Annotated in this window: 18 protein-coding genes; 13 read left to right on the top strand and 5 right to left on the bottom strand. The window is 65.1% G+C overall.

Annotated features, from left to right (window positions below):
* Positions 1-5: 5 nt before the first annotated feature.
* Positions 6-1,373 (bottom strand): sensor histidine kinase, encoded by a 1,368-nt coding sequence (locus BL8807_RS11665; RefSeq protein ID WP_083570205.1) that lies wholly within the window; start codon positions 1,371-1,373, stop codon positions 6-8.
* A 340-nt stretch (positions 1,374-1,713) separates the two neighbouring features.
* Between BL8807_RS11665 and BL8807_RS11660 the strand changes: the two genes are divergently transcribed.
* Both BL8807_RS11660 and BL8807_RS11655 read left to right on the top strand, forming a co-directional pair.
* Positions 1,714-2,547, top strand: a complete 834-nt coding sequence (locus BL8807_RS11660; RefSeq protein ID WP_072725574.1) for a DUF5067 domain-containing protein — start codon at positions 1,714-1,716, stop codon at positions 2,545-2,547.
* Positions 2,548-2,733: 186 nt separating this feature from the next.
* Positions 2,734-3,600 carry a Bax inhibitor-1/YccA family protein gene (locus tag BL8807_RS11655; RefSeq protein ID WP_072725571.1) on the top strand — a complete coding sequence of 289 codons (867 nt, stop codon included), beginning with the start codon at positions 2,734-2,736 and terminating at the stop codon, positions 3,598-3,600.
* Between the two features lie 96 nt (positions 3,601-3,696).
* On the opposite strand, the gene BL8807_RS11650 is transcribed toward BL8807_RS11655, so the two are convergent.
* Positions 3,697-4,713: a LacI family DNA-binding transcriptional regulator gene (locus BL8807_RS11650; protein ID WP_072725635.1), complete on the bottom strand. Its 1,017-nt coding sequence runs from the start codon at positions 4,711-4,713 to the stop codon at positions 3,697-3,699.
* A gap of 270 nt (positions 4,714-4,983) precedes the next feature.
* Between BL8807_RS11650 and BL8807_RS11645 the strand changes: the two genes are divergently transcribed.
* From BL8807_RS11645 to BL8807_RS11635, 3 genes are read left to right on the top strand one after another with little or no spacing between them, the layout of a single operon-like run.
* Positions 4,984-8,001: a glycoside hydrolase family 2 gene (locus BL8807_RS11645; RefSeq protein ID WP_072725569.1), complete on the top strand. Its 3,018-nt coding sequence runs from the start codon at positions 4,984-4,986 to the stop codon at positions 7,999-8,001.
* 1 nt (position 8,002) lies between these two features.
* The gene (locus BL8807_RS11640; RefSeq protein ID WP_072725567.1) at positions 8,003-8,455 is read left to right on the top strand and encodes a NanQ anomerase/TabA/YiaL family protein; all 453 of its coding nucleotides are present in this window, start codon (positions 8,003-8,005) and stop codon (positions 8,453-8,455) included.
* 49 nt (positions 8,456-8,504) lie between these two features.
* The gene (locus tag BL8807_RS11635) at positions 8,505-9,977 is read left to right on the top strand and encodes an amino acid permease (protein ID WP_072725566.1); all 1,473 of its coding nucleotides are present in this window, start codon (positions 8,505-8,507) and stop codon (positions 9,975-9,977) included.
* A 132-nt stretch (positions 9,978-10,109) separates the two neighbouring features.
* Here BL8807_RS11635 and BL8807_RS11630 read toward each other — a convergent pair whose 3' ends face one another.
* Together BL8807_RS11630 and BL8807_RS11625 are read right to left on the bottom strand one after the other, a co-directional pair.
* Positions 10,110-11,036, bottom strand: coding sequence for a DMT family transporter (locus BL8807_RS11630; RefSeq protein ID WP_072725563.1), 927 nt, complete (start codon positions 11,034-11,036; stop codon positions 10,110-10,112).
* A 59-nt stretch (positions 11,037-11,095) separates the two neighbouring features.
* On the bottom strand, positions 11,096-11,833 hold the full coding sequence (locus BL8807_RS11625) for a GTP pyrophosphokinase (RefSeq protein ID WP_072725561.1): 738 nt from the start codon (positions 11,831-11,833) through the stop codon (positions 11,096-11,098).
* Positions 11,834-11,950: 117 nt separating this feature from the next.
* On the opposite strand from BL8807_RS11625, the gene miaB reads away from it, so the two are divergent.
* Together miaB and miaA are read left to right on the top strand one after the other, a co-directional pair.
* Complete coding sequence (gene miaB, locus BL8807_RS11620; protein ID WP_072725559.1) at positions 11,951-13,405, top strand: tRNA (N6-isopentenyl adenosine(37)-C2)-methylthiotransferase MiaB; 1,455 nt, start codon at positions 11,951-11,953, stop codon at positions 13,403-13,405.
* Positions 13,392-14,495, top strand: coding sequence for a tRNA (adenosine(37)-N6)-dimethylallyltransferase MiaA (gene miaA / locus BL8807_RS11615; RefSeq protein WP_083570201.1), 1,104 nt, complete (start codon positions 13,392-13,394; stop codon positions 14,493-14,495). The genes miaB and miaA overlap by 14 nt, the downstream gene beginning before the upstream one ends.
* Before the next feature lie 194 nt (positions 14,496-14,689).
* Here the strand turns inward: miaA and BL8807_RS11610 are convergent, their stop codons facing one another.
* Entirely contained in the window at positions 14,690-15,484 is a 795-nt protein-coding gene (locus tag BL8807_RS11610) for a Fic/DOC family protein (RefSeq protein WP_072725557.1), read from the bottom strand.
* A gap of 221 nt (positions 15,485-15,705) precedes the next feature.
* On the opposite strand from BL8807_RS11610, the gene BL8807_RS11605 reads away from it, so the two are divergent.
* The 6 genes from BL8807_RS11605 (at position 15,706) to recA (ending at position 22,417) form a co-directional block, all read left to right on the top strand.
* A complete protein-coding gene (locus BL8807_RS11605) occupies positions 15,706-18,510 on the top strand; it encodes an FtsK/SpoIIIE family DNA translocase (RefSeq protein ID WP_072725555.1) in 2,805 nt (934 codons plus the stop codon).
* Between the two features lie 66 nt (positions 18,511-18,576).
* Positions 18,577-19,236, top strand: coding sequence for a CDP-diacylglycerol--glycerol-3-phosphate 3-phosphatidyltransferase (gene pgsA / locus BL8807_RS11600; protein ID WP_072725553.1), 660 nt, complete (start codon positions 18,577-18,579; stop codon positions 19,234-19,236).
* Positions 19,237-19,240: 4 nt separating this feature from the next.
* The gene (locus BL8807_RS11595) at positions 19,241-19,897 is read left to right on the top strand and encodes a CinA family protein (protein WP_370737548.1); all 657 of its coding nucleotides are present in this window, start codon (positions 19,241-19,243) and stop codon (positions 19,895-19,897) included.
* Positions 19,898-19,960: 63 nt separating this feature from the next.
* On the top strand, positions 19,961-20,470 hold the full coding sequence (locus BL8807_RS11590) for a helix-turn-helix domain-containing protein (protein ID WP_072725551.1): 510 nt from the start codon (positions 19,961-19,963) through the stop codon (positions 20,468-20,470).
* Between the two features lie 92 nt (positions 20,471-20,562).
* Positions 20,563-20,805 (top strand): DUF3046 domain-containing protein, encoded by a 243-nt coding sequence (locus BL8807_RS11585; RefSeq protein ID WP_072725549.1) that lies wholly within the window; start codon positions 20,563-20,565, stop codon positions 20,803-20,805.
* A 433-nt stretch (positions 20,806-21,238) separates the two neighbouring features.
* Complete coding sequence (gene recA / locus BL8807_RS11580; protein ID WP_094725162.1) at positions 21,239-22,417, top strand: recombinase RecA; 1,179 nt, start codon at positions 21,239-21,241, stop codon at positions 22,415-22,417.
* Positions 22,418-22,433: the final 16 nt, after the last annotated feature.

Here is a 22,433-nt window from a genome sequence, read left to right as displayed (position 1 = left end):
CCAGTCTAGCGGCGTGCCGACGCAATCCACGGCAGGCGTACGTCGAGGTGGAACACGAGCCGTTCGTCGAGCCCATACCGGCATGCGCCATGCGCGGAGGCGATGCGGGCCGTCAGTCCGGCGAGCCCGTTATGCGAATGTGATCCGTCATGCGGGGTGATGATGCGAGTCGGACGGGCGGAGTCCTGAATGACGGGAGATTGGGCGGGTGTCGTCTGCGATGCCGAAGACGAGGTCGCCCGTGTGGTGGAATCCGTCGCGCCGGTTTTCGCGGTGGCCGTCGGCGGTGCGGGATTGCTGACATGCACATGCACGCCATGCGTGGGGTTCGCGGTCACCTCCAATGAGACCGGAGCGTCCGGCGCGTGACGGCGCGCGTTGGTCAACCCCTCTTGGATGGCGCGATAGGCGATTTTGCCGATGCCCTCATCCAACGCGCTGAGCTGTTGGATGTCGATCCAGGTGTTGAGCCGCATGCCGGCGTTGCGCGCGTCGCCGACCAACGCGTCCAGGGAATCACGCGTCAATGCCGTCTCATCGGAGGGAATCAGCTGCTCCCAAGCCCGCTGCGGATGCCTCAGCATGTCGATGATCGCATGCGCCTCATCCAACGCGCCGGCCGCCTGCCTGCGGATATCCTCGCACTGGCGCACCAGCGGCTGCGTCTGCGCGGACGGCTCCAACTTGCCGGCTTCCGCCTGCAGCGCGCTCGCGTTCAGCGCCAACAACGACAGCGAGTGGGCCAGCGTGTCGTGAGCCTCCGCCGCGATGGCGTCGGCCAGCTGCTGGTTGTTCAGGTCGCTTTGCAACGTGGCCGCATGGCTCGTGGCCGCGTCGGCGCGCGCTTTGACGGTTTGCAGATTGGCTCTCGATCGGATATGCAGCCCGATCAACGTGGCGATCGCCACTTCGATCAGCGCCACGCACACCGCGGTGACGACCACCGGCGTCTCTCCGGTGAGCATCTCCAGCGGCACGCCGTTGCGACCGGTGTGCGGTTTGGCGAAGATCATGTGCCAGAGCGAGGACTCCGGCGTGTTGAGGGCGTCGCGCAGATGCGCCCCAACGGCGATGACGGTCGCCACGCCAACCACCCGCACCGTGCGTTTCGTGGAACTGCGACGGGCGAGCAGCGCGGTCAACGCCATCAACAGCAGCATCGGATCATAGGGGAATACCAGCACGACGGCGCAGCACAGCCAAAACACCAGCTCCGGATAGCGCGATCGGGCGACCAGCAGAAAGGGGAACACGAACGCCAACAGCGTGCTGACGATCATCCACACGTACATGCCGTTTTGGGGCTCGTCCATGTATCGCTGGGCGGCGAACGCGCATTGCATCAGGCAGCAGAACGCGGCGGCGGGAATCATCACGACGGTGCACCACAGTCGCGTGCGCACCGGCACCTCGTCGTCCGCGTCTTGCGACAGGCCGAAGACCCACGGCATGGAACGCCGAAGACGGCGGCTCTGCGAAGTCTGCGGCGGCGCTGCCGGCGGGCGGGGGAGTGGCGCTGATGAGGTCATGAGAACCACTGTATTGCCATGCGCGCCCTCGACGCCATTGGACATGCGGTCAAAATCGGCAGGCCATCGTTGCCCGAACAGGCAATCGCAAATGGCCGTTCGTACACTGACGCGCACGCGCGCGGGCCGATAGCGTCGGTATCGTACGAGATTCGCCTCGTCCGACACGAGAAAGAAGGATAAGATGACCACTCCCACCGCGCCCGTCCAACCCGCCGCGGGCATGCCCGGCGAGCCCGCGCCCGTCCAACCGCGCCGCACCACCACGGCCGGCATCGTCGCACTGGTATTGGGCGTCATCGCGCTGATATTGAGCTTCATCCCCATCATCAACAATCTGGCCGCCATCCTGGGCGTGATCGGCGCGGTGTTCGCCATCGTGGCCCTCGTGGGCACCTTCCGAGGCAAAAGACACGGCAAGGGACTGGCCATCGCGGCCGCGGTGGTGTGCGTGCTGTCCGTGGCGATGACGCTGGCCATCCAGTCGGCGACCGTCGGCGCCATCGACGACGCCGCCAAAGAGGCCAAAGGCATCGACACTTCGCAGAACGCCGGATCCGACGCCGACAATGGTTCCGACGACGCTGCCGACGCATCCGCCGGTGACGGAGCCGACGATTCCGCGGCGGCCAACGGCGAACAGGACGGGGAGGGCGATATCGAAGGCGCCCATGTGAGCATCGTCTCCGCCGCACGAAGCGGCAACGACTACGAAGGCAACGCCACCGTGCTGGTCACCTACGAGTGGACCAACACCACCGAGAAGAACAACTCCTTCGCGGCGTTGGCCAATCCACAGGTGTTCCAGAACGGCGCCGAATTGAGCACCGCCATCTACATGGACAATCCGGAAGGCTACGATTCCGGCTCGTATCTGGCCGAAGCGCAGCCGAACGCCACCACGAGGGTCACGCTCGGATACGTGCTGCAGGACGATTCGCCGGTCACCGTCGACGTCACCGCGCTTTTCTCCATCACTGACGACTCCAAGGTGACCCGCACCTTCACTTTAAGTTAGGCGGAAGGCCGGCCGTTGAGGCGCGTTCCCGGCCCCGAGACCATCGGGCCGGGAACGTTTCGCGCGCGACGAAGGAGGGCCGGACGCGTGATGAAACCGTGCGTGTTCGCCCCGAGCCGAGAGTTTTCATGGAATTGTAAGGCGGCGTCCACTACGATTGAGGCTAAGTCGACAAAAGGAGCGATTATGACATTCGGTCAGCAGCCCCAGCGCAACGGCAACCAGCCGCAGCAGTTCAACGGCCAGCAGTATGGCCAGCCCCAATACGGGCAGCAGTATTACCAGCAGGCGCCGCAATACGCGCAAAACCAGGGCCAGTACGCCTACGCCGCGAACGGCATGGGCGGCACCGCCACCATGGACGCGCAGATGGCCTACTCCTATGAGGAGGCCCGCCGCGTCTCCGTCACCAAGGCCTACGGCGAGATGACCATCGGCCTGATCGTCACCGCGGTGGTCGCTGTGCTCGGCCAGATGACCGGCGCGTACTATTCCTTCATCATGGCCACCGGTCTGATCGGCATCATCGGCCTGTGCGTCGCGCAGATCGCCCTGGCGGTGGTTCTCGGCGCGCGCATCATGAAGATGAAGGCCGGCACCGCCCGCGTCATGTTCTATGTGTACGCCGCTCTGATGGGCTTCACCCTGACCTCCATCTTCATGGTGTACGACCTCGGCTCGATCGGCATCGCCCTCGGCATCACCGCCGCGTTCTTCTTCGCGCTGACGATGTTCGGCATGACCACCAAGTTCGACATGCTCAAGGCCGGACCGATTCTGATGGTCGGTCTGATCGTGCTCATCATCTCGCAGGTGGTGCTCATGTTCCTGCAGGTCGACGGCATGACCCAGATCGTGTGCGCGCTCGGCCTGGTGCTGTTCGCCGGCATGACGATCTACGACGCGCAGAAGACGCGCGCGCTGTTCGCCGCCTATGAGACGCAAGGTCCGGAGATGATCAAGAAGATCTCGATCCTCTGCGCGCTGAACCTTTACCTCGACTTCGTGAACATGTTCCTGTACATTCTGCAGCTGCTGGGCAACCGCGACTAGTTCGCGGCCGATACCGGCCTGTCTTCGGCAAAGGCAAGCGGCCCGACGGATGGTTCCGTCGGGCCGCTTGCCGTATTCGAAACGATGGGAGGGCCTCTACAGGGATTCGCGTTCGACCAGCCGCATATGTTCGACGACGGTGGAGGGGCGTTCCCCGTCGATCATGCGCATCGCCAGGTCGGCGGCGATCTGTCCTTCCTCGTACAGCGGCTGGTGGATGGTGGTGAGCGGAGGCGTGGTGTCCTTCGACAGGGGATGGTCGTCGAATCCGATCACCGACACCTGTTCGGGCACCTCGATTCCGCTTTGCCGCAGCGCCTCCATCACGCCGACGGCGATGCGGTCCGAGCCCGCCAGCACCGCGTCGAAATCGTCGGTGAGATTCAGCATCTCCATCATCGAGGCGAATCCGGCGGAGGAATCCCATTGCGTGAACCGCACGCGCTCGTCGCCCAACGCCTCGCCGAACACCTGACGGTATCCCGCCAGACGGTCCGTGGAGGCGGGGTTGTCCGCGGGGCCGAGAATCGCGATGGGCCGCGTCCGACCGCGCTCCGCGACGGCTTGCGCGGCCAGCTGCGCGCCTTCGAAATCGTCGGAGAACACGATGGAGAAGATGCCTTCGTAGGGCTGGTCGTCCATTTGGCCGACGATCACGCCGGGGATGTTCAGATCGCGCATGGAATCCAAAACCTCGCTGCCTTTGTAGGGCGAGATGTCGATAACCGCGTCGAAGGCCCGGCGTTCGAGATGGTGGCGGAAACGCTCGCGTTCCGAAGGACGGGACGCCTGCAGCAGCACCGGCAGATAGGCCGATTCGGTGAGCCGTTCGGTGATTCCCCCGAGGAACGCGCTGTAGGTGGGATCGGCGAACAGTTCGTCGATCGGCTCGGTGACGATCACGGCGATCGTCTCGGTGCGGCCGACGGCCAGCGCGCGCCCCTGCGCGTTGGGAACGAATCCGATGCGTCGCGCCGCCTCCCTCACGTGTCGTTTGGTCTCCTCGCTGATGCGAGGCGAATCGTTGAGCGCGCGGGACGCCGTGGACCGGGAGACCTTCGCCTCCTCGGCGACGTCCGCGAGTGTGACCGACCCACGTTTGGCGATGCTCATAATCGATCCCTTCGTGACGGTGTTCCCGTCCAGCATAGTCGTTTTCAAGACGCCGTCTACGCGGCCATGAATATTCATACCTCGACACGCCCACGTTGAGCAACCGGTTGCACAAATGGCGAGACGGGATTATTGTGGAGGACAACCGGTTGCACAGCAATGGTGCTCACCAACTGTAACGCTGGTGAATGCGGCCCGGTCATGGCGCATCGATCCGCACGACACTGACCACCGACTGCGATCAACGTTCGATCGCGAAGGAGAGACTTCATGGAATCCACCCACGATTGGGAGAACCCCTCCCTGACAGGAAGAAACAGGCTGGCGCCTCACGCCTATTTCTTCGGCTACGAGACGCGCGATCTCGCAGCGACCCACAGCCGCGAGCTGTCCCGCGGCTACCGCGAGCTCTCCGGCCCGTGGTCGTTCCGCCTGTTCGACGCCCCGCAGGCCGTCCCCGGGCAGGCGCTGGCGCAGGCCGACCCCTCCTGGGATGTCGTCGAAGTGCCCCATCTGTGGCAGGTGGACGGCTACGGCCGACTGCAGTACACCGATGAGGGCTTCCCCTTCCCGGTCGAACAGCCGTTCGTGCCGGGCGACGATCCGACCGGCGTCTACCAGCGCGTCGTCGACCTCGCCGCTCCCGCCGACGGCGCGAGGATGATCCTGCGCTTCGACGGCATCGAAAGCTACGGCGAGATCTACATCAACGGCCAGTACGTCGGCATGACGAAGGGCTCACGTCTGAGCGCCGAATTCGACATCACCAACTTCGTGCGCGACGGCGCCAACCTCATCGCCGTCAAAGTGCTGCAATACTGCGACGGCACGTACATCGAGGACCAGGATATGTGGTGGGCGTCGGGAATCTTCCGCGACGTGTACCTGATGGAACGCCCCGCCGCGCGCCTGACCGATTTCGCCGTGCGCACCCACGTCACGGACGGATCGCACGCGCGGGTGAGCCTGGACGTCGAGACGCATGACGCGACCCGTCTGGTGTGGCGCCTCGCCCAGGCCGACGGCACCATCGTGGCCGAGACCTCGTTCGCGCCGGACGAGACCGCCGTCATCGAGCTCGACGACGCGCGCCTGTGGAATCCGGAGGATCCGTACCTCTACGAGATGACCATCGAGGTCGAGGGCGAGCACGGCATGAGCGAGATCGTGCCCCACCGTCTGGGTCTGGCCGAGGTGACCATCGAAAACGGACGCATGCTGCTCAACGGCACGTACTTCAAAATGCACGGCGTCAACCGGCACGACCACGACGACCGCAAGGGCCGCGCCGTGGGCGTCGAACGCATGCGCCGCGACCTCGAACTGATGAAGCGCCACAACATCAACGCGGTGCGCACCTCGCACTACGCGAACGATCCGCGCTTCTACGAACTGTGCGACGAATACGGCATCATGCTCGTCGCCGAAACCGACATGGAAAGCCACGGCTTCGAGAACATCGGCAACATCGCGATGGTCACCGACGATCCCGCCTGGCGGACCGCCTATGTGGACCGCATCGAACGCCTCGTCATGCAGGAGCGCAACCACGCGTGCGTCATCATGTGGTCGCTCGGCAACGAATCCGGATACGGCTGCAACATCGAGTCGATGTACGCCAAGGCCAAGGAGCTCGACCCCCGCCCCGTGCATTACGAGGAGGACCGCAACGCCGACACCGTCGACGTGATCTCCACGATGTACTCGCGTGTCTCGCAGATGAACGACTTCGGCGAGCATCCCGGCCCCAAGCCCCGCATCAACTGCGAATACGGACACTCCATGGGCAACGGTCCCGGAGGATTGAGCGAATACCAGAAGGTGTTCGAACGCTGGGACAACATCCAAGGCCACTTCATCTGGGAATGGTGCGACCACGGTCTGGCCGCCCACACCGAGGACGGCCGCCGCTACGACATGTACGGCGGCGACAACGGGGACTATCCGAACAACGGCAACTTCTGCATCGACGGCATGGTCTTCCCCTGGCAGGAGCCCAGCCCCGGCCTGACCGAATACATGCAGGTGATCTGCCCCGTCGGCCTCGAATACGACGCCGCGCGCGGGGAACTGACCGTACGCAACAAGCGCTGGTTCACCACGCTTGAGGACATCCGCATCGTCGCGACGACGATGGTCGACGGCGAGGCGGTCGCCAGCGTGAACGTCGAGCCCGGAGCCCTCGAGCCCGGCCAAAGCGTGGATTTCCCGCTCGCCGTCGCTCCCGCGGCGGTGGGGGAGACGCTGCTCACGGCATCCATCCATTCCACCAAGGCCACGGCGTGGGGGGAGGCGATGCGACGCATCGGCGTCATGCAGTTCCCCGTGGCGTCCGTCGTCCGTCCCGCGATCGCCGCGTCGCGACGTTCCGCCGCGACGGCGAGCGAGGACGGCCGCACGCTGGCCGTCGCCACACAAGGCGGCGAGATCCGGTTCGACCTGATCAACGGCGACATCGTCGCCTGGCGGTCCGCCGGACGCGACGTGCTCGCGGCGCCGGTGCGCGTGGGGTTCTGGCGTCCGCTGATCGACAACTACCAGCAGGAATACGACTCGCTGTGGCATCCGCGCAACATCCAGGTCATGCAGACCTCCACGCGTTCGGTCGACTGGCGTCAGGACGGCGGCTCCATCGTGGTGGAGGTATGCCAGCGGATCGCCCCGCCCGTGCAGGACTTCGGCATGCACACGCGCATGACCTACACCGTGCTGCCCTCCGGACGCGTCGACCTCGCCGTCGACGGCGAGCCGTACGGGTCGTATGACGACATCATCCCCCGCATCGGCGTGAGCTTCGAAGTGCCCGGCGTCGACCGCGGCGTCGAATGGTACGGACGCGGACCGGGCGAGAACTATCCGGACTCGAAGAGCGCGAATGTGGTCGGACGCTACCGCGCGAACGTCGACGACATGTTCACCCCGTACGTGGTCCCGCAGGACTGCGCCAACCGGGAGGACGTGCGCTGGGTCGCGCTGCGCTCGCCGCACGGCGACGGCCTGCTCGTCACCCGGCCGGACGGCGTGGACGCGAAGCCGTTCTCGTTCTCCGCATGGCCCTACACCTGCCAGGACATCGACGATGCCAAGCATGTGACCGACCTGACCAAGCGGGAAACCGTCACCGTCAACATCAACGACCGCGTCCTCGGCCTCGGCTCCAACTCCTGGGGGTCCGAAGTGCTGGACTCCTACCGCGTGCGTTTCGAGCGTTTCAGCTTCGCGCTGTCGCTGCGCCCGCTCGACTCGGCCGACCTCACCCAAGCCATCACCGCCATCAAGGAGGCGTGACATGCATCGCTACGACACCCGACATGATTTCGATGCCCAACTCTCAACGGTCAAGAAATGGATGCGCACCGGCCAGGCGCTCGACCTGGCGCCGACGCTGCCGCGCGATGTGGCGCACTCCATCGGCGACTCGCTCACCTACTGGTGGAACGACGCGGACAGGATGGGCGACGAATCGCTCGTCGGACACCGCCGCTACCTGACGGTGCTGTCGCCCTTCCATGGGGAGCTCACCGTCATGGTCGCGAACAAGCAGGTGCTGCACACCATCGAACGCTACAGCGATCTGACCGACCGCGAGCGTTTCGACGGTCCCGCGTCCATCGTCACGGTGCCCGAGGGAGGCGTTCTGGTGGTCGACATCGACGAGGCCGTCAAGATCATGCCCGCGCCTGACGTCCAGGTGACGCAGGTGCAGGTCACCGTCGAGGGATACAGCTTCCCGAACAAGTAACCCGCAATCATCCACGAATCACAATCAAACATCAATAAAGGAGTTTCCCATGAGTTCCGAGAAACGAGCGTCGATCGGCCAGGTCGCGCTGCTGGGCATGACGGTGTCGGCCGTGTTCGGCATCAAGAACGTCATCAACAACAACGTCGCGATCGGACTGTCCGCCGCGCCCGCCTTCTTCCTCGCCACCATCCTGTACTTCGTGCCGTTCACGCTGGTCGTGGCCGAGTTCGTGGCGCTGAACAAGGATTCGGAATCCGGCGTCTACCAGTGGGTGAAAACCTCGATGGGCGGCCGCTGGGCCTTCCTGACGGCCTTCTGCTACTGGTTCGTCAACCTGTTCTTCTTCGCCTCGATCCTGCCCAACGTGATCATCTACGCGAACTACCTGTTCTTCGGCGAGAACAAGGAGATCTCTCAGCTGTGGATCACCGTGTGCGAGATCATCATCTTCGCGATCGCCACCTGGGTGTCCACCAAGGGCGCCAAGTGGATCGGCTCGATCTCGTCCTTCGGCGCGATGGCGGCGCTTGGTCTGACCGCCGTGTTCATCGTGCTGTCGGTGGCCGCGCTGTGCGGCGGCGTGACTCCGGCGACCCCCGTGACCGCCGAGACCCTCTCGCCGGACTTCAGCTCCTTCGCCACCACATGGGCCTTCCTCGGCACGCTCGCCTGGATCATCCAGGGCGTGGGCGGCGCCGAATCGGTCGGCGTGTTCCTCAACGACCTCAAGGGCGGCGTCAAGGCGTTCGTGCGCGTCATCGTCGTCTCCGGCCTGGTCATCGGCCTGCTCTACGCGGCCGCCTCCCTGGTGATGAACGTGTTCGTCCCGGCCGGAAGCCTCGACCTGTCCACCGGCATCTTCGTGGTCATGGGCAAGGTCGGCGAGTGGGTCGGCATTCCGATGGCCGTCTCCACCCGCATCGTCGGTCTGATCCTGCTGGCCGCCACGCTGGGCTCGCTGATGATGTGGACCTCCGCTCCGGTCAAGGTGTTCTTCTCCGAAATCCCCAAGGGCGTGTTCGGCGGCAAGATCGTCGAACTCAACGAGCAGGGCATCCCGTGGCGCGCCGCCTGGCTCCAGTTCGCCATCGTCGTGCCGATCCTCATCATCCCGGCGCTCGGCTCCGGCAACGTCAACGACCTGCTGCAGATCGTGATCAACATGACCGCCGCCACCGCCCTGCTGCCTCCGCTGCTGATCCTGCTGGCCTACTTCGTGCTGCGCCGCAAGTTCGACGCCGTGGAACGCACGTTCCGCATGGGCGGCCGCGGCTTCGGCCTGGCGATCGCCACGTTCCTGCTGATCGTGTTCGCCTTCGTGTTCATCGCCGGCACGATTCCGCTGGACCAGCCGCTGTGGCTCACCCTGGTGTACAACGTGGGCGGCGTCGTGGTGTTCATCGGCTTGGCGATGATCTGGTACGAGCGCTACATCCGCCGACTCAAGGTCACCGACCCCGAAACCGCCGAGGCCGAGCTGCGTCCCAGCGCGCTCGATATGATGGCCGCGCAGAAGTGACGTCCCCCGTCCGCCCATAGGCCACGGCCCCATCCGTGCGGCCTGGCGAAAGGTAAGGGCCCCGTCGGGAACCGTTCCGAACCCCAAGTTCGGACCGGTTCCCGACGGGGCCCTTGCCTTTGTGATGGATCGTCAGCGCATGGTGCGTCGGTCCGGTCGGCGCAGCGCGTCCGGCACTTTGGCCGGCAGTTGGGCGAGAATCGTGCCGAGGAAGATCAGCGCGCAGCCGGCGTATCCCCGCGCGGTCATCGTCTCGCCGAGCAGCAGCGCCCCGCCCGCCGCGGAGAACAGCGATTCCAATGAGAGGATCACGGCGGAACGGGTGGGCGGCACCTGCCGCTGACCGACGGCCTGCAATGTGTACGCCACGCCCACGGAGGCGATGCCCGCATACAGGATCGCCACCCAGGATGAGGCGGCGCCCGTCCAATCGACGGAGCCTTCGATCGCGGCGCCTGCCCAACTCAATGCCGCGGTGGTGGCGAACTGCACGAAGGACATGCGGATCGGCTCCACCTTCGCACCCAGCGTGTCGATCGCGAGAATATGGGCGGCGAACATCACCGCGCCGAGGAAAACGGTCAGGTCGCCCTTGTTGATGGCGTCGAAGCCATCGGCGACGCAAAGCAGATAGAAGCCGACAAGCGCGATGATGACGCTGACGCCGGTCAGCGCGGTCACCCTGCGGTGCAGGAACAGACCGAACAGCGGCACCAGCACGATGTACAGGGCCGTGATGAATCCCGCGCGGCCGGCGGAGCGCCCCCAGAGGATGCCGTACTGCTGCAAGGTCCCGGCGGCGAACAGCAGCACGCCGCACAGCATGCCCGTGGCCACGGTCCGTTGGCGGCGGGAACGGCGTTCGGCGGGGGAGTCCGCGCGATCGGCGGTGTCCGCGCCTTCTCCCCGGCGCATCAGAGCGATCACCGGGACCAGCGAGCAGGCGCCCAGCGTGAATCTGGTCGCGTTGAAGAACAAGGGTGAGACCGCGTCCATGCTGGAGACCTGCGAGACGAACGAGAATCCCCAGATGATCGCCGTCAGCAGCAGGCACAGCATGCCCGTGAATTCCTGTCTCCTCATGAGCCGACATGCTAGACGGCCCATGAGACCGCGGGTCACTCGGTGGTTTTCGGGGTCTCCTCGACCTGCGGGGCGCCGTTGATGTCGCGGTGGATGTTCTGCATCTGCACCTCGATGTTCTGCAGGGAACGGGCGCAGTCGAGCAGCGTCTGCGAATGCTCGGCGAGCTTGTCGTCCGGCAGGTCGGTCTTATATCGCAGCGCGTGCTCCAGGCTCGCCCAATAATCCATGGCGATGGTGCGGAACTGCACCTCGACCGGCGTGTAGTGCGCGCCGGAGGAGAGGAACACCGGCACCGCGTAGATCACATGCAGCGAACGGTACCCGTTCTGCTTGGGGTTCTTGATGTAGTCCTTGACGCGCAGCACCTGGATGTCCGACTGCGAGGACAGATAGTTCGACACGGAATACACGTCGTCGCGGTAGTTGCAGATGACGCGGATGCCGGCCACGTCGAACAGGTTGTCTCGGATGGAGTTCACGCTCACCGGCAGTCCCTTGCGCTCCAGCTTGCCGACGATGGAGTTGATGGATTTGAGCCTGCGTTCCATATGGTGGATCGGATCGTGGCTGAACCGCACCTGGAACTCGCCGTCGAGGATCTCCAGCTTGGTGCTGATCTCGTACATCGCACCCTCGTAGACCTGCATCTGGTCGATGAAATTGGTGATGTCATCGACCCCGAACTGGCTTCCGCCCAGATCCACGGCTCTGAGACGGGCCTGCAGTTCGGATGAGCTCATGCGGTTGTGGCGGTCAAGTATCACGATCATCTCCGATTGTCGTCCGAGTGAACACGCTCGTTCCCAATATACCCGCCTTCCTGTAAATGAGCCGTGTGGTCGCTGAAGAGGCCGAGCTGACAAGCCCCGCCGATAGGATGGTGTGTCATGAACGAAGACATGATGACCGAAACCGAACGCAACGCCACCGCACAGGACGCGCCGACCGCGCGCATGGGGGAGCGGGGCAAGGGATTGTTCCAGATCCATACGCTCGGCTGCCAGATGAACGTGCATGATTCCGAGCGCATCGCCGGCGTGCTCGAGGCGGACGGCTACGTGCCGGCCACCGAGGAGCAGATCGACGGGCACGATGTGGATCTGATCGTGCTCAACACCTGCGCGGTGCGTGAGAACGCCGCCGAACGCATGTACGGCACGGTGGGCCTGTGGGCGGAGATGAAGCGCCAGCGGCCCAATCTGCAGATCGCGGTCGGCGGCTGCATGGCCCAGCTCGACCGCCAGCGGATCGCCGACAAGGCGCCGTGGATCGCGGCCGTGTTCGGCACGAAGAACATCGGCTCGCTGCCGCGCCTGCTCGAACAGAACCGTGTGACCGACCGGCCGCAGGTCGAGGTGGCCGACAAGCTCGAGTATTTCCCCAGCGACCTGCCCACGGCGCGCGCCTCGAAGGTCAGCTCGTGGGTGTCGATCTCCGTGGGCTGCAACAACACCTGCACCTTCTGCATCGTGCCCACCACGCGCGGCAAGGAGAAGGACCGCCGTCCCGGCGACATCCTCGCCGAGGTGCGCGACTGCGTCCAGTCCGGCGCCAAGGAGGTCACGCTGCTGGGCCAGAACGTGAACTCCTTCGGCTACGGCATCGGCGACCGCTACGCCTTCTCCAAACTGCTGCGCGCCTGCGGCGAGATCGAAGGGCTGGAGCGCGTGCGCTTCACCTCGCCGCATCCGGCCGCCTTCACCGACGATGTGATCGCCGCCATGGCCGAGACCCCGAACGTGATGCACCAGCTGCACATGCCCTTGCAGTCGGGTTCCGACAAAATCCTGCGCGCCATGCGCCGCTCCTACCGCACGGCCAAGTTCATGGACATCCTGTGCAAGGTGCGCGAGGCGATGCCGGACGCGCAGATTTCCACCGACATCATCGTCGGCTTCCCCGGCGAGACCGAGGAGGATTTCCAGGACACGCTGCGCATCGTCGAGGAGGCGCGCTTCTCGTCCGCGTTCACCTTCATCTATTCGCCGCGTCCCGGCACGCCGGCCGCCGAAATGGAGCAGGTACCGCATGATGTGGCGCAGGAGCGTTTCGAACGTCTGGTCGCGCTGCAGGAGCGCATCACCGAGGAGGAGCTCAAGAAGTTCGAAGGCACGGACGTCGAGGTGATGATCACCGGCACACAGGGCAAGAAGGACGCCGCCACGCACCGCGTGACCGGCCGCGAACGCACCGGCGTGCTTGTGCATATCGGCGTGCCCGAAGGCGAGCCGATGCCCGGAATCGGCGATTTCGTCACCGCCACCGTCACCCACGCCGGCCGTCACAACCTCATCGCCGACCCCGACCCGAAGGCCGGGCAGACCTATCATGTGCGCCACTAGCCCCTCCGTCGTCCCGGACGGCGGCCTTCCCTCCTCTCCCGTCATCCCGGGTGGAGACGCCTCCTCCTCTTCCGTCATCCTGAGCGGAGGCGGAGCCGTAGTCGAAGGATCCCCACGCGTCGTCTCCATCGTCGGGCCCACCGCCTCGGGCAAGACGGGGCTGGGCATCGCCATCGCGCGCCGGCTCGCCGAACGGGGGGAGCGGGCCGAAATCGTGAACGCGGACGCCTACCAGATGTACCGCGGCATGGACATCGGCACCGCCAAACCCAGCGCCGAGGAGCAGGCCGCCGTGCCGCATCATCTCATCGACGTCATCGACCCCGACGACACGATGACCGTGGCCCGTTTCCAGACGCTCGCCCGCGAAACCATCGCCGATCTTAAATCGCGTGGCATCCGGCCGATTCTTGTGGGAGGCTCCGGCCTGTACGCGCGCGCCGCCATCGACGACATCTCCTTTCCCGGCACGGATCCGGAAATCCGCGCGAGGCTTGAGGAACGCGAACGGACCGAAGGCGCGGGCGCGCTGTTCGCCGAGCTGCGCGACAAGGATCCCGTCGCCGCGGCGAATATGGACGCTCGCAACGCCCGGCGCACCATCCGCGCGCTGGAGGTCATCGAACTGACGGGCCGCCCGTTTTCGGCCACGTTGCCGCGCTACCGGTATGTGATTCCCAGCGTGCAGATCGGCCTTGATCTGGACCGTGGGGAGCTCGACCGCCGCATCGACATCCGCACCAGGCGGATGCTGGATGAGGGATTCGTCGACGAGGTGCGGCGGTTGCGTCCGCGGTTGGGCGTCACCGCAGGTCGCGCGCTCGGATACCAGCAGGTCATCGACTTCGAGGACGGGCTGATCGACGAGGAGGAGCTCTTCTCCGACATCGCGCAGAAAACCAAGCGGCTGGCCCGCAAGCAGATGGGCTGGTTCGGCCGCGACCCCAGAATCCACTGGCTTGAGGCGCTGAACCCGCGTCTGGTGGACAACGCGATGGCGATCATCGCCCACGCCGACGCCGGCGACTACGATCCCATCGACGCGCGCGCCGACGAGTACGTTCAGCATCATCTGGGCGACATCGGCTAGCGTCGGAATTCCGTCGAAGCGAGCGTGCCGCATGCCGGATGACAAGCGGCACGCCCATGTGTTCCGCTTGTCATCCGCCGTGCAAGGTCTTCGACACGCGTCCGGAACCGCGGAGCGCGGTCTCATGGTCGGCGTCGCGGGCCGTCAGTGCGCCGGCCCCTGGTCCCAGCCGGCGATCAGGAACACGCGGGCCGTCAGTGCGCCGGACCTTGGTCCCAGCCGGCGATCAGGAACACGCGGGTCGGATTCGCCGGACGGACGATGCCCGCGAACATGCGTTCCAGCGCGTCGGTGTCTCCGCGATAGGCCGCGTGTTTGGCTGATTTGTATCCCTCACGGGTCACCGAACCCCAGTCGAGATCCCAACCGGCGTCATGCGCGAGCCGCGATCCGAACATGCGTAGCACCATCGCGTTGCCGCCCTTGAACGGATGCAGATATCCCAACTCGTCGTAGATCCTTGTGAACTCGCGCACGAACACGTCGCGGTCCAACACCTGCAGATTGCGTTTGTCCGCCAGTTCGGTGGCGATGTTCAACGCGCCCGTCTCGATCAGCGCGGCGGGGAAGAACGCTTCGGGATTCCTAGCGCGGGCTTTGTCGTCCGTCGCCTCGCGCGTCGTGTCGCTGGTTCGCAGCGCGCCCGCGTCCGCGAACACGCCTTCGAACAATCCCCTATGGATGGCGGTCAATTCGGCCAGATCCCCGGAGGCGGGCCATCGGCGTTCGGCAAGCAGCACCGTGCGGGCGAACACGCTGTCCGCATGGTCCGTGGCATGGTCGTCCAGGCTGCCGTCGGCGAGACGGCCGTTGCTTTGGATCTTTCGGGCGGTGGATTCGTCGGCGATCTCGATCAGCCGGGCGACGTCGATGTCTCCCCGCTCGTAGTCCGCCGCGGCGCGCATCGTCGCGTCGCCCGGCGTCATCGCTTCCAACGCGCAGTTCTTCGATGCAAATGCGACTGCGCTCGCACGCTCTGCTGGAGTCATATCACGATGATAGCCGGCTTGCCTTGCGCAAAGGCGCATCCTCGCGATATTTCGAATGCCGGTGTCGGCCGACGCGGTGCGAATCCGCGTGGTATGGCGCGATATCGTGTGCGGCGGACGTCCTTCGGATCCCAAGGTGTGAGGGTCGGGTGTCGTTGCGCGGCAAAACTTGGCGTCGCTGCCGACCATAGGCCCGCCGTGGCGTAGAATCGGGAACCGTTATGGCACGATCATCATCTTCGAAGAGTTCAGCGAAGTCCCGTAAAACCACCGGCGGGTCAGGCGCCCGCGACGGCAAAACCGCGATCCAGCCCGAATTCGGGGATGTCGCGGAGCCGATGTGGAAGAAAATCCTGCTCGCGATTCCGCGGGCCCTCGGCACCGCGGTGCGCTCGATCACCGGTGTGGGGGAGTACGATCCCGCATACCGCCGCGACGGCCTGTGCTTCCTGCTGATGGTGCTGGCGGTGCTGTTCTGCGCCTCCGAATGGGTGCGTGTGGACGGCCCCTTCGGACAGTTCCTGCACGCCGTCGCCTCGGGCGTGTTGGGCGTGATGAGCGTGGTGCTGCCGGTATTGCTGTTCTATGTGGCCGTGCGTCTGATGCGCAACTCCGGTAGGGAGTCGAACAATCCGCGCGTGGTGACCGGCTGGGTGCTGCTGCTGTGGTCCATCTGTTCGGTGATCGACGTGGCGCTCGCCGCCGAATCCACGCAATTCGACATCGCCGTGCTGCAGAAGGCCGGCGGCCTGTTTGGTTTCTTCCTCGGCTCGCCTTTGGCCTGGGGCCTGTCCAACGCGTTCGCGATCGCCGTCTTCGTGGTGGTGGGCCTGTTCTCCCTGCTGATGATCACCGGCACGCATGTGACCGACCTGCCCGAAGTGCTGGCGCGTGCATGGGCCAGACTGCGCAACAAGCCGTACCGGCCGGCGGGCGAGGAAGAGGGAGCGGCCGACCAGTTCCCCAACGAGGTGCGTGTCGGCGACGGCACGCTCGCGTTCGCCGACGGCGTTCCCTCGCACGACGGCGACGAGACGGCCGAGGAGCAATCCGAGCGCAAACCCGGCTTGTTCGCGCGCCTGTTCCGTCGCGCCAAGAACGTGGATGACGGCGGCCTGGAACGTTACGAAGCCGACGATCCCTTCGCCACCGCGGCGTCCCGGCATGGCGATGCCGCCGAAACATCGCTTATCGAACCGGCCGGCATGCCGGCGATGGATTCCGCGACGCAGGTCATGGGAATGGAATTCCCCTCGACCGACGCTCCCACCACGGCGATGTCCGGTCCGAGCGGCGACGTGGAAGGCGGCACGGTGACGATGCCCGCGCTCGCAGATCCCGAACACGACCCGTGGGCGCCTATCGCCACCGGCGTCATTCCGGCCGTCTCCGCTGACGGCGAAGGCTCCACCGTGGCCCTCGGTGCGTCCGACTCCGCCCTTGCGGGCGAGTTCGACGACGCCGGCACGGACGACGAGCAGGACGACTCCGATGACGCGCTGAAGCCCTACCAGCTGCCCAATCTCAACATCCTGTCCAAAGGACAGCCGCATGCGATGCGCACCCCGGCCAACGACAAGGTGATCGCAGCGTTGACCTCCACCTTCCAGCAGTTCAATGTGGACGCGAAGGTGATCGGCTTCCTGCGCGGCCCATCGGTCACCCAATACGAGGTGGAGCTCGGCGCGGGCGTCAAAGTCGAGAAGGTCACCAACCTGCAGCGCAACATCGCCTACGCGGTGGCCAGCTCCGACGTGCGCATCCTCTCGCCGATCCCCGGCAAATCCGCCATCGGCATCGAAATCCCCAACGTCGACCGCGAGATCGTGCATCTGGGCGACGTGCTGCGCTCCGACAAGGCCATGAACGACCCCAATCCCATGGTCACCGGCGTCGGCAAGGACGTGGAGGGCCACTTCGTGACCGCCGACCTCGCCAAAATGCCGCATCTGCTGGTGGCGGGCGCCACCGGATCCGGCAAGTCGAGCTTCATCAACTCGATGCTCACCTCGATCATCATGCGAGCCACCCCCGAACAGGTGCGTCTGATCATGGTGGATCCCAAACGCGTGGAGCTCTCCGCCTACGCGGGCATCCCGCATCTGCTCACGCCGATCATCACCGATCCCAAAAAGGCCGCGCAGGCCTTGGAATGGGTGGTCAAGGAGATGGACGCGCGCTACTCCGACCTGGAGTTCTTCGGCTTCCGCCACATCAAGGACTTCAACGAGGCCGTGCGTGCCGGCAAGGTGCACGCCCCCCTCGGATCCCAGCGCAAGGTGGCCCCATACCCGTACATCCTCGTGGTCGTCGACGAGATGGCCGACCTGATGATGGTCGCGAAAAACGATGTGGAAAGCTCCATCCAGCGCATCACCCAGCTGGCGCGCGCCGCCGGCGTGCACCTCGTGCTCGCCACCCAACGTCCGTCCGTGGACGTGGTCACCGGTCTGATCAAAGCGAACATCCCCTCGCGACTGGCCTTCGCCACCTCCTCGGCCACCGATTCGCGAGTCATCCTCGACACGGTCGGTGCCGAGGCGCTGATCGGCCAGGGCGACGCGCTGTTCCTGCCGATGGGCTCGGCCAAGCCGATCCGCGTGCAAGGCTCGTGGGTGTCCGAATCGGAGATCCGCAAGGCCGTGGAATTCGTGCGCACCCAACGCAAGCCGCGCTATCGCGACGACATCGAACAGATGGCGCAGGAGTCGGAGAAGAAGGCCGTCGAACCCGACGAGGAGATCGGCGACGATATGGACGTGCTGCTGCAGGCGGCCGAACTGGTCGTCACCACGCAGTTCGGCTCCACGTCGATGCTGCAGCGCAAGCTGCGCGTCGGATTCGCCAAAGCCGGGCGTCTGATGGACCTGCTGGAATCACGCGGCGTGGTCGGCCCCTCCGAAGGGTCGAAAGCCCGCCAGGTGCTGGTCCAACCCGCCGACCTGCCGGCCGTGCTCGCCTTCATCCGCGGCGAAACCGACTCCCTGCAGTCGTCCGCCGCCCAGCAGGGCACGCTCGATTCGTGATGCCATCAGCGTTCCCCCAGCCGGCATCCACCTCTTCGGTAGAGCATGTGCGGTAACGTGTGCTGTATGACTGAGACTCAAACATCCAAGAAATCGTCGCTGCTGGACGGATGGAACGCCCCTCCGAATCTGGTCACCTACTCGCGCATCGTGCTGGTGGTGGTGTTTCTTGTGCTGGCGGCGCTCGCCGGCCCGTGGGGCGCGGACAATCTGACGATGCGTTGGGTCGCCGCCGTGCTGTTCATCATCGCCGCCTCCACCGATAAGATCGACGGCTGGATGGCCCGCAAATACCATATGGTCACCGAGCTGGGCAAACTGATGGATCCGATCGCCGACAAACTGCTCACCTGCGGCGCGCTGATCCTCGCCTCCATATTCGGCGAACTCGGCTGGTGGGTGACCATCCTGTTCCTCGTGCGCGAGATCGGCATCACCGTGATGCGCTTCTTCGTCATCGACACCGGCGGCAAGGTGATCGCCGCCGAATGGCCCGGCAAACTGAAAACCGTGTTCCAGTGCGTCGGCTTGTCGATGCTGCTGCTGCCGATGTGGTCGCTGGACGCCGGGCAGACGACTCCGATGTGGATGAGCGTCTACTATTTCCTCACCTACGCGATGATCTACGTGGCGTTGGTGCTGTGCCTGTATTCGGGCGGCGTCTACCTGTACAACACCTTTGCCGGCGGCAGGAAGCAGCAGTCCGCCGGCGAGGCCGAATCCTGACGCGATGACTCGACGGAACGACGCGTGCGCGGCCCCCTCATCCGACGACGAGTCCGGTCCGGCCATGGCCGAAACGGCATGCGTCGGTGAAAGGGGCCGTTCGTCCTCGGACGAGGAGAAGGCGACTCGGGAACGATGCGACGCGCTCGCGGCCCGTGTGCTGGCGTATTGCGAGGAGCGCAGGCTGAAGATCGCCTGCGCCGAATCGCTTACCGGGGGATTGCTGTCCGACGCGTTCGTGCGGATTCCCGGCGCCTCGAACGTGCTGCTGGGGTCGGCGGTCACCTACGACATCAATGCCAAGGCCTCCATACTCGGTGTGGACGGCTCGTTGCTTGAACGCGAGGGCGCGGTGCATCCCGATGTGGCGAAGCAGATGGCCGAGGGCGCGGCGCGGCTGTACGCGCAGCCGCAATACGGCGACCGGGTGATCGGCCTGGCCACCACCGGCGTCGCGGGCCCCGGTCCGGACGGCGACAAACCGGCCGGACTGGTGTATATCGGCGTTTCGCTGCCATCCTGCGCGTGCGACGGGCGCGATGAGCGCCGCGCCGAAGCCGTCGAACTGCGGTTATGCGGCACTCGCGAGGAGGTCCGTCGCCTGAGCGTCGCACGCGTTTTGGAAAACTTGAGCCAACTCCTAGCAATTTTTCAGGAATAAAAACCCGGTGACGTCGTGTTGACAAGAGTAGATGTTCCGATACACGACGCAAGGGATGGAATTATGGAGACGCTGACCCGCAACGAACAGCAAGTGGAGATTCGCGCCGCGGCGCCGGCTATGGTGCGTCCGGGCACCGCGCGCATGCGCGAGCTGACCCCGGCCCAGCGCCGCGCGGTGATGTTCGCGCAACAGCAGGTGATCAAGGCGCGCGCCGCCAAGAAGGCCAAGGACGAACGCCAGGCGGCGCTCACTCGGATGTGGCAGGAGGAGGACGCCGACGTCAAGCCGCGCTCCACCGCGCGAGTCCGTGAGGAATCCAAAGCGAACGAGCGGTTGTCGCTGCGCGAGGCCATCGGTCAGGTGCTGCGCGACCTGCGCACGCGCGACCATAAGACCCTGCGCGAGGTCAGCGAGAAGGCCGGCGTGTCGCTGGGATACCTCTCCGAGGTGGAACGTGGGCAGAAGGAGGCCAGCTCCGAGCTGCTCACCTCCATCTCCGAAGCGCTGGGCGTGAGCACCGCGCAGATGCTGCGCATGGTCGCCGACCATCTCGAAGAGGCCGGCGCGTAAGGCGTATCGGTCGAGCCCGGCCCGTATCCGCGTTTTGTCGGATGCGGGCCGGGCGTTGTCATGTTTGGGGCATGGCGGTAGATTGGTCTGTTATGCGGGAACGGGAATTCTGGGAATTGCTCGAAGAGGTGTTCGGGCGTGTCTATGGCCGTAGTCTGTCGCGCGACCAGCGGCTGGACCGTCTGGGCGGCATGACCGTGGTCGAGGCGTTGGAGGCCGGTGAGGAGCCCCGCACGATATGGAACGTGCTGTGCGACCAGATGGAGGTGCCGGACGGCGAGCGGTGGGGCAGGGATCATAACGCACCGCCGATGCCGTATGCTTCCGGACGATAGTATGGCGCGTTGGCGCGGTGGCCGTTGTCGTCACCTGGACGGAGTGGCGTCCATGCGATTTGGTTTCCGATGCGTCGCGTCTGTGCGGGAGCGGGCCGCTGGCGGACGCTAGCGACAAGGCCATAGCGCGATGCGTCGCGTCTGTGCGGGAGCGGGATTCGTGACGCGCCGACTGGGATGTCGGCGTGTCCTTTCGAAAAATCGAACAAATGTTCGTATCTGGGGGTATAGTGGTCCGCAGTGACGACGGCAGACTCGGCGAGTGGGTTTGCGCCGACCGATGCGAAAACCTTGCTATGACAAGGAAAATCGCCGGTCGGGGTCGCGCGGGGCGGAGGCTCGGACCACATAGGTCGATTCCGCTTGCCTTACGCGACATAACACCCATACGGTGGAATGACGTATTCGCCGCACGACGATGAAGGAGGCCATCATGGCACAGCAGACGAAGCCCACCGTGCAGGAGGCAACAGGCGGGAACTCCGCCAAGCCCGAACTCGATCCCCTGCGCAAAGCCGCGCTTGACACCGCGCTGGCGCAGGTGGAGAAGAATTTCGGCAAAGGTTCGGCCATGCGTTTGGGCGATCGCGTCGAACAGGACGTCGAAGTCATCCCCACCGGCTCTCTGGCCCTTGACATGGCCCTCGGCATCGGCGGCCTACCCCGTGGCCGCATCGTGGAGATCTACGGGCCGGAATCCTCCGGCAAAACCACGTTGGCGCTCCACGCGGTCGCCAACGCGCAGCGTAACGGGGGAGTGGCGGCCTTCATCGACGCCGAGCATGCGCTCGATCCGGTGTACGCGCGCAAACTCGGCGTCGACACCGATTCACTGATCGTCTCCCAGCCCGACAACGGCGAACAGGCGTTGGAGATCTCCGATATGCTGATCCGCTCCGGCGCGCTCGACATCATCGTCATCGATTCCGTGGCCGCCTTGGTGCCCAAGGCGGAGATCGAGGGCGAGATGGGCGACAGCCATGTCGGTCTGCAGGCCCGTCTGATGAGCCAGGCGCTGCGCAAAATGACCGGCGCGCTCGCACAGGCCGGCACCACCGCCATCTTCATCAACCAGCTGCGCGAGAAGATCGGCGTGTTCTTCGGCAATCCCGAAACCACCACCGGCGGCAAGGCGCTGAAGTTCTACTCATCCGTGCGTCTCGACATCCGTCGCGTGCAGACCTTGAAGAACGGCGAGGAGGCCGTGGGCAACCGCACGCGCGTCAAGGTGGTCAAGAACAAGATGGCGCCGCCTTTCAAATCCGCCGAATTCGATGTGCTGTACGGCGAGGGCATCTCCCGCGAGGGGTCCGTGCTCGATATGGCCATTCAGGTGGGCGTGGTCAAGAAATCCGGTTCCTGGTTCACCTACGAAGGCGATCAGCTGGGGCAGGGCCGCGAGAACGTGCGCAGGTTCCTCAAGGACAATCCGGCCGTCACCGAGGAGATCGAGAACAAGGTCAAGATGGAGTTCGGGCTGATCGAACCGACCGACCAGTTCGCCGAGGACGAGGCCACCAAGACGGCCGCCGAAGCCGCCAAGGGCGGTGAATCGCCCGCGGCGAGCGAAACGAACGCGACCGGTTCGAAATCGTCGAAGGCCGCGAAGTAGCGAGTCTTCGTAGATG

It is taken from the genome of Bifidobacterium lemurum, assembly GCF_014898175.1.
GTDB classification, from domain to species: domain Bacteria; phylum Actinomycetota; class Actinomycetes; order Actinomycetales; family Bifidobacteriaceae; genus Bifidobacterium; species Bifidobacterium lemurum.
The sequence above is the reverse complement of the archived record's forward strand: the minus strand, read 5'-3'. Positions and strand labels throughout refer to the sequence as shown.